The organism is uncultured Ruthenibacterium sp., assembly GCF_963558415.1.
In the GTDB taxonomy this organism is placed as follows: Bacteria; Bacillota; Clostridia; order Oscillospirales; family Ruminococcaceae; genus Ruthenibacterium.
Map to the genome: position 1 here is coordinate 1 of NZ_CAUWGY010000075.1, position 11,701 is coordinate 11,701.

Here is an 11,701-nt window from a genome sequence, read left to right on the forward strand (position 1 = left end):
CCCACTTCTGCTGGCGTGGCAGTGAACAAAGATACGGAAAATGCAGAGGCTATTAAGAAAGTCTTTGATCTGTGGAGCACTCCTGAATATTGCAACTTGTATTTCGAAACCAAACCCGGCGATCCCAACTTTGAAGGAGTCGACGGACGCCGCGAGGATATGGACGAAACTGTGCAGCAGATCTATGCCGACTATGTGGATCAGGGTAAGACCGTCACAGAGTTTGACCAGAGCTTTAACGATGTGCAACCTTTGTTTGCCAATACATTGTGGCAGTATTTCCTGGAAGCACCGTACAAAGGCAATATGACCGGTGCGGAAGTAATGGATCGCTTCCAGCAGGATATTGACAAGTATCAGACAGAAAAGAAAGTGGAGGGCTGGACCTAAGTTTCGGCTCTGGCAGGGCTGGCGCTTGTGCGGCAGCCCTGCCTTATCTATGCAGATATGAGAAAAGAGGGGTGAAACCATGCAGAAAAAATCAATTTATCCATACTGGGCGCTGCTCCCCGCACTTTTCGTGTTTACGCTGTTCTCGATTGTGCCTTTGTTGGCGAGTTTGGTGTTTTCCTTTTCGGACTGGAACATTGGACGTTTTTACACGCCGGAATTTCGCGGGCTTGGAAACTATGTTACACTGTTGCAGGACCCGGTGTTTTTGCGCTCACTGCTGAATACGTTTTTGTTTGCGATTTGTACGACCGTTTTAAAAACCGTAGGCGGACTTGTGCTGGCGTTGCTTTTGGTACGCAAAATTCCGGCAAACGGAGTTTTGAGAACCATTTATTATGCGCCATGTGTATTGAGCGTGACGGTAGTGGGTGTTCTGTTTAAAGCAATTCTTGCAAAAACGGGACTTTTGAACAATGCTCTGGCCGGACTGGGGATGGGCAGTGAGCCGGTGGACTGGCTTGCGCATTATGGAACAGCAATTGGCTCGGTAATTTTGATTGAAAGCTGGATGTGGGCAGGCTTTAATATGTTTATTTTTCTGTCTGCTCTTCAGGCGGTTCCCAAAGATTATTATGAGTATGCAAGCATCGAAGGAGCCAGCCCTTGGGCGAGATTCAAGAATATTACGCTGCCGCTGATCGCTCCCTCTTTTACGGTGGTTATTACACTTGGAATTTCCGGTGGATTAAAGGTTTTCGATATCATTTACGTAATTACCAATGGTGGGCCCGGATTTGATACGCAAGTGCTTTCCACGTACGTATATCAATCTTTTTCTCTGGGATTTTTAGGAGAATCCAGTGCTGGAAGTGTCGTTTTGTGCGCGATTGTTATGCTGATCTCCTTCTTGCTTAATCGGATCCTTGTAGCGCGGGAGGTAGAGGCATGATCACACGAAAAGAAAAAACAGCCAATTGGATCATCTTCGTGGTTTTGGCCGCGTTTGCGTTGATTTATCTGGTACCCGTTGTTATGATGCTGCTGGGTTCTGTAAAAACGCAGGCGGAAGCCAGTGCATTTAATTTGGCACTGCCCTCTGAATTTCACTTTGAAAATTACTTATACGTATTTGAAAAAGGAAAAATTTTGAACGGCTACAAAAACAGTATTTTGATTACTGTGCCGGCAACTTTTTTCTCCATTGTTTTCGGAGCTTTGGCGGGCATTGTGCTCTCACGCCGCAAAGGCCGCCTTTCTACGGGAATTTATTATTACTTTATTTTCGGATTGACTATTACCCTTCAGATTGCTTCGACGTTTGCAATGTTGAAGGTGCTGAACATTTATGGCACCTATCTTGCGGTCATCGGTCTGTTTGTCGCTTTACGCCTTCCTTTTACTGTTATGACTTTCTGCAGTTTTGTAAAAGGTGTGCCACGTGAAATCGATGAGGCGGCGACCATTGACGGATGTGGTTTCTTGCGCCTTTCGTTTCAGATCCTGCTTCCGGTTATGAAGCCGATTTTAGTGACCAACATTGTGGTGAGCGCCATTGATGTTTGGAACAACTTTATGATTCCGTTGTTCTTTTTTGGCTCTTCTAAAAACTGGACAGTCCCCCTTACAATTTATAATTTCTTTGGGCAGTATCAACGGGATTGGCAGTATGTATTTGGTGCGCTAACGCTTACAATTCTGCCGATGTTGATTTTGTTTTTGTGCCTTCAGAAATACATTGTCGAAGGAATGGTTTCCGGCTCGGTTAAAGGGTGATCTTTTGGAAAAACAAACCACAGGGATATCTCTGTGGTTTGTTCTGTTTTCCCGATGAGATTGTGCTATAATTGAAAAACGATAGACAGGAGGTGGTCCGGTGCTGAAATATCGTTTTCGCAGAAAAATTGTGTTGGGAAGTATAGCGGCAGTCATTGTACTGGTCATGGTACTTACGGCGGCAATCGGCACGTACTATGTCCGGATCACCCGGCAGAATCAAGAGCAACAGATGGAGTTTCTGGCGCAAAACGTAGCTTCGCAGATCAGTATGGCTGTAGAAATGCTGGATGAGATTTCGCTTCAGTTGTCGGCAAATGTTTACGCCGTAGATGTGTTTAGTGGACTGCACGATTCAAAAGATCCGGAAAACTATTTTACGCAAATGCTTTCGCAGGATGCGGAAATGAAGCGTTTTATGTGGTCTTATATACTTAAAAGAAATTCTGTGTACCGTATTTGCCTGCTGAATGATGCGAATGACTTTACATACGTAGGTACGGCTGTGGATTATCGGTTTCTTCAGTCTGGTTCAACAATTCCGTTTGCGCAGTCTTTGCGCAAGTCCTTTGAAGAAGGCGGCGGAGAACCAATTTATCATATTTACTCTGCGGATCCGTTTTTGAGTCAGAATGGAGAAGCGATTTTTGCTGTACGGCGCGAAATTCACGATACCAGCATTGTACCGGCCCGGACAGTGGGATATGTAGAGGTTCAATATCAGGTCAAGAATTTTGCCCAGTACTATGATTTTGAAAGCACGGATTTACAGGGCTTTTTGCTGGATGATAAAAATCGGATTCTTCTGGAATACAACGCCACAGATAAGGCGTTGGAATTGGTCAAGCAAATGGATTTGGATGAAAGTGAGAATGCTTCTTTTTGGAGCGTTTCAGAAGATTATAATGCCAGGTCAGAGGAATTGGAAAAGTACGGTTTAAAACTCGTGCTTCTTCAGGATCGAAGTACATATCGGCAATTTTTGTGGACAACACTGGGCGGCATGGTGATAGCTGCGGCTTTGATTGTGGCAGTCATGCTGACGGGACAGTATTTGCTGGTTCGGCGTGTCACACAGCCCATTGCGGATTTGTGCGGCGTGTTAGAAAATCTGGATCCCAATCAAAGTTTTGGCGATGAGCCGCTGCGAATGCCCGGAGAGATGGATGAACTGATTCAGTTGAATTACGCCTTTGGAAATATGATGAAGAACCTCCGCAGTTCGATGGAAAAAACAATGGCGGCACAAGTGGGAGAAATTCAATCTCATATGCTTGCGCTCCAAGCGCAGATGAACCCGCATTTCATCCATAACATTATCTCGGTTATTTCGGCTATGGCGGACGAAGAAAACTATTCCAGAATACCGGGAGTGTGTCAGCTTTTGTCCGAAATGATTCGCTATTCCAGCGATTACGATGACTCTCTGGTGAGCGTACAGGATGAGCTTCAAAATACCATCAACTATTTGGAGCTCATGAAGCAGCGATACGAAGATCATCTGGTTTATTCAGTCAACTTTGTGGGGGATGCGTACGATCATTATATTCCCAAATTTATTTTCCAGCCCCTTGTAGAAAACTTCTTTAAAAACGGGACTAAGAATTGCGAGTTTCCTTGGTGTGTGGATATTACGCTGCGTACGGATGCAACACGTTGGAGTTTTGAAGTACAAGACAATGGGACTGGGGCAGAGCGAGAAAAAATAGATGAGCTGTATCAGAAGTTTGCACAGGTTCAGTCCAAGACTGCGCAGGACCTGATGGGTGAGCTGCGCATTGGCGGGTTGTCCATTTACAATATTTTGATTCGACTTTCTATTTTGTATGGATCAAATGTTATTTTTGAAGTGCAGTCGCCGAAGGAGGGCGGATTCCGCATCAAGATAGGAGGGGTGCTTTATCAAGATTCGAGTGATGGTGGTGGAGGACGAACCGCCGATTCTTCGCAGCATTTGCCGAAAAATTCAGCAGGCGGGGCCGAACTTTGAAATTGTGGCGGCCGCGCAAAATGGGCGTGAGGCGCTTGAATATCTGCAAAAAGAACATATAGACCTCGCTTTTTTGGACATTAACCTTCCAATCGTCAGCGGACTGGAGATCCTGGAATATATTGACCAAAATCAGTTGGATGTTATGTCTGTGGTAGTGAGTGGCTATAAGAACTTTGAGTACGCACGAAAAGCATGCGCGTGCCATGCGATGGATTATTTGCTCAAGCCGGTTCAGGACAGTGCTTTTCAGGCACTATTGGGTCAGATCGAAACAAAATTTGTCCAAAAAAAGCAGATGGACTGGGAAGCTTTGCTGCGAGATGCCCTTTTGGGAAAGAATGTTTCCAGGCTGCCCCAAGAAGAATGTAGAATGCTGGTGGTTTACGGCAACGAGTGCGAGCGCATGGACGATACGCCCTTTTGCGATGTGGAGCAAATGTGGGAAACGGTGGATTTGGCGGGAGCGCTCCATGTGGTTTTTCCAGAAGTCTCTACATGGATTTTGGATGGGCGTTCCGAAATGGAGAAAGTTGTACTTTCCCGTGATAAGAGATTGGTCGATATTTTTGCAGTTCGCACTTTGTACAATCGACTTCAGGCGACGGGACACAGAGTGACCATTTTGGTCTCCACTGCGTCAATTTCGCTTTCTCAACTTCGCCGTGCGTATCATGAAGCCAGAGACTACCTTTATAAGAACTTGTTGTTTTGCCAGCCGGCTCTTCTTCTGTACAGTGGCGGACCTGTAGCGAAACCCATGATTCCGGAACACATTGTCTCGCATGTGGACAATGTTCTAAAAAAAGAGGAGATTTTTCAATCTGCTGAAATTAAGAGGAATTTGCGCATCTTGCTGGACGAGGCAGTGCAGGTTCCCATGCGCCGTATGGAAGCGACCGCGATGTTCAAGCATTTTTTTAACGGGCTTTGTCTTCGTGCTTCGTCCAACCAGCCCTATTGGAAGGTGGAAGAAGAGTTGGATTTTATTCTGGAAAATACCTTTCGGTTGGATGAGATGAAAAAGCAAATGGATTTTTTGGTGGACAAGAGTTTTGGGCCGATGCAGGCGGTGACGGACAAACAAGGCGTGGCAAAGGCAGTGGAACAATATTTGCAGGCCAATTACCGCCGGGATATTTCCAACAAAACGCTATCCGAAAAATTTGGATTTGTCCCTTCTTATATCAGCAGCCTTTTTAAAGCGCAATATGGAGTGTCCCCAGGTGAATATATTGTTCGGCTGCGAATCTCGCAGGCGCAGATGCTGATGAAAAATTCCGACCTTCTCACAAAGGAAATTTCACAACAGGTGGGGTATGAAGATCCGTTCTATTTTTCAAAAGTATTCAAAAGAGTCACAGGAGAAACTCCCTCGCAGTACATGGAAAGAGTCCGAGAGAAATAGGGGCCATTTGTATTCGAGTGTATTTGCTGCTCCCGATACACAATCTACTTGCCGCGGTGAGACCGTTTCAATCGCTTAAACGGCCTTAAATGAATAAGAAAGCCTCAACTTTATTACACGTTGAGGCTTTTTTACTGTGTTCGTTGTATTGGGGGTAACCAAAAAAGAAAACCACGCTGCACAGTTAAAATAACTGCATAACGTGGTTTCCTTGTGGTGGACGGTAAGGAACTCGAATCCCTGACCCCCTGCACGTCAAGCAGGTGCTCTACCAGCTGAGCTAACCGTCCATATGAATTTCAGCTCTGTTATTATAGCAAAGGTTTGCAAAAATTGCAAGTAATTTTTTTAAAAAATGTAGAACGCATAGAAATTGCTGCTAGTGAGCGGTTTGGGAGGATGGAAAAAGTTTGATGGCGCTACCGAAAATAGGCAAAAATTCGAGGAATATCACGGAAAAACAGTGGTGTGGGAAACTTCTCCCTTGACCGTGATTTTTGTTGTCTTGACAGGCATTTTGTGGTATACTAAAACAGTTCATATTGTAGAATGGGGGAAGAAGCGTTATGCGGATTCTGGGCATTGACCCGGGCTATGCCATCGTGGGGTTTGGCGCTGTGGAATACAGTCGCAACCAGTTTACCACGTTGCAATACGGCGCCATTACCACCCATTCGCACACAGTGTTTGAAGATCGGTTGGAAGAGATATATACCGATATGACACAGCTTTTAAATACTGTACAGCCAGATGCTGTTGCCATCGAAACACTTTTTTATACGACCAATCAGAAAACAGTGATCGCGGTGGCTGAGGCCAGAGGTGTAATTCTTTTGTGCGCAAAGTTGGCGGGTGTTCCGATTTTTGAGTACACACCTCTGCAGGTAAAGCAAAGTGTTTCTGGTTACGGACGTGCCACAAAGAAACAAGTACAGGAAATGACACGCCGAATCCTTCGGTTGCCGGAGGTTCCAAAACCGGACGATACCGCGGACGCGTTGGCTATGGCTATTTGTCATGGGTACAGTTTCCGTTCCAAACAGTACGGAATTGCGCAGACGCGGCGTCAGCAGATGGGCTATTATTGAACAGCCGGGAACGGCATGGTCCGGCGGGAGGTTTTATATGATTTATTGTCTTACAGGCAAACTTTTGGAGAAGACACCCGACATGGCAGTCATTGACTGCGGTGGAGTCGGATATCAGGCGGCGATACCGTCTACTACGGCGGGAGCTTTGCCGGCAGTAGGGGAAGTTTGCACGCTGTATACACAGATGAATGTTTCAGAAAACGATATTGCGCTGTATGGTTTTGCCACAAAAGATGCACAGGTGATGTTTCGCATCCTGACCAGTGTGTCTGGTGTTGGACCCAAAGCGGGCTTGGCTATTCTCAGTGTGATGGATCCGGCACGGATAGCGCTCGCTGTCTCTGGAGGAGACCATAAGGCGTTTACAGCGGCCAATGGTGTTGGCCCAAAGCTGGCTCAGCGCATCGTTTTGGAACTAAAGGATAAGGTGGGCAAAAACTTGGGGGTCAGCTTGGATCTTTCCACGCCGGTGGCATCTGGTGCACCGGCGAGCGGAATGGCTGCCGCCGCTGCGGCGCTGACAGGACTTGGATATACTGGAGCGGAGGCGGCTGCGGCATTGGCTGGTCTAGATGCTTCGTTGCCCACTGCAGAATTGATTCGTCTTGCGCTGCAAGGCATAGGAAAAAGGAGGTAACTCATGGCTCTGGAAACCGTAGATGTAAATGCTGCGTCCAACCGTTTGGTCAGTCCGCAGGCAGAGCCGGAGGATTTTGACAACGAGTCCAGTTTACGTCCGAAAACCCTTGAGGAGTATATTGGACAGGACAAGGCCAAAGAAAATCTGAGCATTTATCTTCAGGCGGCCAAAAAACGAGGCGAACCGCTGGATCACCTTTTGCTGTATGGACCTCCGGGACTGGGCAAGACCACACTGGCTTGCATTGTGGCACATGAAATGGGCACCCAAATCCGTATTACTTCCGGACCTGCAATCGAAAAGCCGGGCGATCTCGCCGCTTTGCTGACCAATTTGCAGGAAGGGGACGTCCTATTCATCGATGAGATCCATCGTTTGTCCAGACAGGTGGAAGAAGTTTTGTATCCTGCACTGGAGGACTATGCGCTGGATATCATGATTGGAAAGGGACCGTCTGCGCAGTCCATTCGCATCAATTTGCCAAGGTTTACCTTGGTAGGAGCGACTACTCGTGCTGGACAAATTACTGGTCCGTTGCGGGACAGATTTGGTGTTTTGTTGAAATTGGAACTGTACACTCCTCAGGAACTGGCTCAAATCATCACTCGGTCCGCAGGAATTCTGGGGGTGCCCATCCGACCGGAAGGTGCATTGGAAATGGCCAAGTGTGCACGCGGTACGCCGCGTGTGGCTAACAGGCTGCTTAAACGCGCCCGCGACTTTGCCGATGTGATGGGCGATGGTGTTATCGATGCGCCTATTGCCCAAGAGGCACTGCGAAGAATGGGGATTGACGAGATAGGATTGGATGAAATGGACCGCAGTCTGTTGCGCGCCATTATTGAGATGTACAATGGCGGGCCGGTTGGTTTGGAGACCATTGCCGCCGCGCTGGGCGAAGAGAGCGTTACACTGGAGGATGTCTGTGAGCCATATTTGATGCAGCTCGGGTATCTGACACGAACTCCGCGCGGACGCTGCGTTACGCGGCATGCGTATGAGCATTTAGGAATAAAAGCGCCTGGAGCGCCGGAATCCAATGGACAGCAGACCATGGATGATTATTAAATAGTGTTCTTGATGGATAGATTTATTCATATTTATCCGGTAGGATAAAAAGATGTCAAGGAGAGGATTGAAAATGGGAAAATTGTTTGGAACTGACGGTGCACGCGGTGTGGCAGGTAAGGATCTGACACCTGAGCTGGCTATGCAGATCGGCCGTGCGGCTGCGGCTGTTTTGGCAGGAAAGACGCAGCACCGCCCCCGTTTTATCATTGGAAAAGATACGCGTATTTCCGGCGATATGCTGGAGAGTGCACTGGCGGCCGGCCTTTGCAGCGTGGGAGCCGATGTGGAATTGTTGGGAGTGATTCCGACTCCGGCGGTGGCATATCTGGTCCGCAAGTACAATGCAGATGCAGGTGTGGTTATTTCTGCGTCTCATAATCCGGTGGAATTTAATGGCATCAAATTGTTTGGCGGCGAGGGATATAAACTGCCGGATGAAATTGAGGATGAAATCGAGCATCATGTGTTCAACAATGGTGCAGAACTGACTCTGGCCACCGGCACGGCAATTGGTACGGTAAAGCGTGTAGAGAGTGCGCTCAATGATTATGTAGAGTACCTGGCGGATGCGATTGATGCGGATCTATCCGGATTGAACATTGCAGTTGACTGTGCGAACGGAGCATCCAGCGCACCCGCAAGCCTTTTGTTCCCGCGGTTGGGAGCCAACTGCCATTTTATTGGAAACGAGCCGGATGGCGGAAATATCAATGAGGGCTGCGGGTCCACCCATATTGATAAACTGGCTGCTTATGTTGTGAAAAACGGCCTGGATTGTGGCGTAGCTTTTGATGGCGATGCGGATCGTTGCCTGGCGGTGGATGAGAACGGAAAAGAGATTGACGGTGATAAGATCATTGCAATCTTGGCCACCGGCATGAAGCAGGAGGGAAAACTGAAAGAGGACACGGCGGTTGTCACTGTCATGAGCAACCTGGGCTTCATTGAATACATGCGCCAAAATGGAATGAAGACGGCCATCACCGCTGTGGGCGATCGATATGTTTTGGAAGAAATGCGCGACAAAGGATATGTGATCGGCGGAGAGCAATCCGGACACATTATTTTGTTGCAACATTCTACCACTGGTGACGGTGAACTGACGGCGGGCATGTTGCTGCGCACTTTGGCAGAGAAAAAATGTAAGATGAGTGAATTGAATGCGTTGTATACGCGTTATCCGCAAGTCACGGTGAATGTTAAAGCCACCAATGAGCAGAAGGCTCGGTATAAAGAAGATGAATACATTGCAGGTTTTGTGGAGAGCCAGCAGCAGAGCTTGATGGGACTGGGGCGTGTGCTGGTGCGTGCGTCTGGTACAGAACCGCTGATTCGCGTGATGGTCGAGGGAAAAGATGAGGAGGCCATCGCGGCTTCGGCAGATCGTATTGCTGTAAAAATCAATGAGCGTATCCACGCCAGAAAGTAAAGGAGCATGTACCCGGCGGGCTTATTTGTCCGCCGGGCATGCCGCATGGAGGGACTATTTTGCGGGCAGCAGAGAACTGGATCGATTATGAATTGATTGATGCGACCGACGGAAATCGACTTGAACGCTGGAAAGACACCATTTTGGTCCGGCCCGATCCGCAGGTAATTTGGAAAAACCAGCGGACAAGTCCCTTGTGGGATAAGGCGAATGCGGTCTATCATCGCAGTGCGAGTGGCGGTGGAAAATGGGAATACCGCCGCCGGATGCCGGAGCGTTGGCAGATTCGTTACGGAGATCTGAATTTGATCGTCTCGCCTACGGGATTTAAGCATACGGGTGTGTTCCCTGAGCAGGCGGTCAATTGGGACGCGTATCGCCGTTTGATCGAAGGGGCGGGGCGCCCCATCAAAGTGCTGAACCTGTTTGGTTATACAGGAGGTGCGAGCTTGGCCTGTGCCGCGGCTGGTGCCAGTGTGTGCCATGTGGATGCTTCCAAAGGAATGGTCGCCTGGGGAAGAGAAAATGCGGCGGCATCCGGCCTTTCGGATCGTCCTATCCGATGGATTGTGGATGATTGCGGTAAATTTGTGGCCAGAGAGATTCGACGCGGTGTTCGATACGACGGCATTATCATGGATCCACCCAGCTATGGTCGCGGACCGGGCGGAGAAGTGTGGAAACTAGAGGATAGCATTTACGATTTTATTGATTTGTGCACAGGGGTGCTCAGTGATCAGCCGCTGTTTGTAGCGGTCAATAGTTATACCACTGGTTTGTCCCCTAGCGTCATGGAATACATTTTAAAAACGCGTGTGGAATCCCGTTGGGGCGGACATACGCAATGTGATGAGATTGGCCTTCCGGTCACAGCTACGGGCGGTACGGTGCCTTGTGGGGCAACGGCTTGGTGGCTGGCAGAGTAACGGCTTCAGAGGGATGGAAAGAAATAAAATGAGTGAGCGGATGCAGACTATGCTGGAGGCAAAAGATGTTGTTTTTCGGTATTCTGAAACGGGAAACAATGCCATCGACGGCTTGTCCATGCAGGTAAAAAAAGGAGAATATGTGGCAGTGCTGGGCGCCAATGGATGCGGAAAATCGACTTTGGCAAAGCACTTTAATGCCATTTTGCTGCCCGCGGCAGGAACGGTGTGGATCGAACAAATTCCCACTACGGATGAAGAGCGTTTGATGGAGATGCGCCAGAAAGTGGGAATGGTATTCCAGAATCCGGACAACCAGATTGTGGCAACTGTGGTAGAAGAGGATGTGGCCTTTGCACTGGAAAATTTGGGTGTGCCTCCGGATGAAATGCGGGACAGAGTAGACGATGCCATGCATATGGCAGGCATTTACAAGTATCGAGAAAAGGCGCCTCATAAACTGTCTGGTGGACAAAAACAGCGGGTGGCCATTGCTGGTGTGATCGCCATGCGCCCGGATTGTCTGGTATTGGATGAGGCTACTGCTATGCTGGACCCCATTGGTCGCGAAAAGGTGATGCACACAGTTCATAAGCTGAATCGTGACTATGGGATTACGGTTGTTCAGATTACTCATTATATGGAAGAAGCTGCCACAGCAGACCGGGTAGTGGTCATGAGTGGTGGGCGTATTGTGATGGAGGGGACGCCTCGACAGGTGTTCAGTCAGGTGGAGAAAGTAAAAGCGCTTCATCTGGATGTACCACAGTCGGCGGAACTTTGCCATGCACTGACGGAGGCTGGTATTCCCATGCCGGACGATGTCATTCGGCCGGAAGAATGCGCTGCGGCCATTTATAAAACCCTTACGGGAAAGGAGCCCCCGCAGAATGTCTGAATTTGTACGGGTAGATCATTTGAGTTATATTTATGGCCAGGGAATGCCGGACGAAACCGTGGCGTTAGACGATGTGAGCTTT

At 48.4% G+C, this 11,701-nt stretch carries 10 protein-coding genes, 1 tRNA gene and 1 pseudogene; 11 read left to right on the top strand and 1 reads right to left on the bottom strand.

Annotated elements, in window-relative coordinates; genetic code table 11:
* From AB5H98_RS10740 to AB5H98_RS10760, 5 genes and pseudogenes are all read left to right on the top strand, one after another.
* Positions 1-390 (top strand): annotated as a pseudogene (locus tag AB5H98_RS10740) (carbohydrate ABC transporter substrate-binding protein); the annotation flags it as partial.
* A gap of 79 nt (positions 391-469) precedes the next feature.
* Entirely contained in the window at positions 470-1,342 is an 873-nt protein-coding gene (locus AB5H98_RS10745; protein ID WP_367925898.1) for a carbohydrate ABC transporter permease, read from the top strand.
* Entirely contained in the window at positions 1,339-2,166 is an 828-nt protein-coding gene (locus tag AB5H98_RS10750; RefSeq protein ID WP_367925899.1) for a carbohydrate ABC transporter permease, read from the top strand. The genes AB5H98_RS10745 and AB5H98_RS10750 overlap by 4 nt, the downstream gene beginning before the upstream one ends.
* Before the next feature lie 100 nt (positions 2,167-2,266).
* Positions 2,267-4,156, top strand: coding sequence for a sensor histidine kinase (locus AB5H98_RS10755; protein WP_367925900.1), 1,890 nt, complete (start codon positions 2,267-2,269; stop codon positions 4,154-4,156).
* Positions 4,083-5,564 (top strand): response regulator, encoded by a 1,482-nt coding sequence (locus AB5H98_RS10760; RefSeq protein ID WP_367925901.1) that lies wholly within the window; start codon positions 4,083-4,085, stop codon positions 5,562-5,564. Before AB5H98_RS10755 ends, AB5H98_RS10760 begins: the two co-directional genes overlap by 74 nt.
* Before the next feature lie 214 nt (positions 5,565-5,778).
* Here AB5H98_RS10760 and AB5H98_RS10765 read toward each other — a convergent pair.
* Positions 5,779-5,854 (bottom strand) — tRNA-Val (locus AB5H98_RS10765).
* 276 nt (positions 5,855-6,130) lie between these two features.
* Here AB5H98_RS10765 and ruvC point away from each other — a divergent pair.
* The 6 genes from ruvC to AB5H98_RS10795 all read left to right on the top strand — a co-directional run bounded on the left by ruvC (position 6,131) and on the right by AB5H98_RS10795 (position 11,619).
* On the top strand, positions 6,131-6,652 hold the full coding sequence (ruvC, locus tag AB5H98_RS10770; RefSeq protein ID WP_367925902.1) for a crossover junction endodeoxyribonuclease RuvC: 522 nt from the start codon (positions 6,131-6,133) through the stop codon (positions 6,650-6,652).
* Positions 6,653-6,689: 37 nt separating this feature from the next.
* On the top strand, positions 6,690-7,292 hold the full coding sequence (gene ruvA / locus AB5H98_RS10775; protein ID WP_367925903.1) for a Holliday junction branch migration protein RuvA: 603 nt from the start codon (positions 6,690-6,692) through the stop codon (positions 7,290-7,292).
* Positions 7,293-7,295: 3 nt separating this feature from the next.
* The gene (gene ruvB, locus AB5H98_RS10780; RefSeq protein WP_367925904.1) at positions 7,296-8,363 is read left to right on the top strand and encodes a Holliday junction branch migration DNA helicase RuvB; all 1,068 of its coding nucleotides are present in this window, start codon (positions 7,296-7,298) and stop codon (positions 8,361-8,363) included.
* A 73-nt stretch (positions 8,364-8,436) separates the two neighbouring features.
* Positions 8,437-9,795, top strand: a complete 1,359-nt coding sequence (gene glmM, locus AB5H98_RS10785) for a phosphoglucosamine mutase (RefSeq protein WP_367925905.1) — start codon at positions 8,437-8,439, stop codon at positions 9,793-9,795.
* A gap of 59 nt (positions 9,796-9,854) precedes the next feature.
* A complete protein-coding gene (locus AB5H98_RS10790) occupies positions 9,855-10,721 on the top strand; it encodes a class I SAM-dependent methyltransferase (protein ID WP_367925906.1) in 867 nt (288 codons plus the stop codon).
* 28 nt (positions 10,722-10,749) lie between these two features.
* Positions 10,750-11,619, top strand: a complete 870-nt coding sequence (locus tag AB5H98_RS10795; protein WP_367925907.1) for an energy-coupling factor transporter ATPase — start codon at positions 10,750-10,752, stop codon at positions 11,617-11,619.
* Positions 11,620-11,701 lie beyond the last annotated feature (82 nt).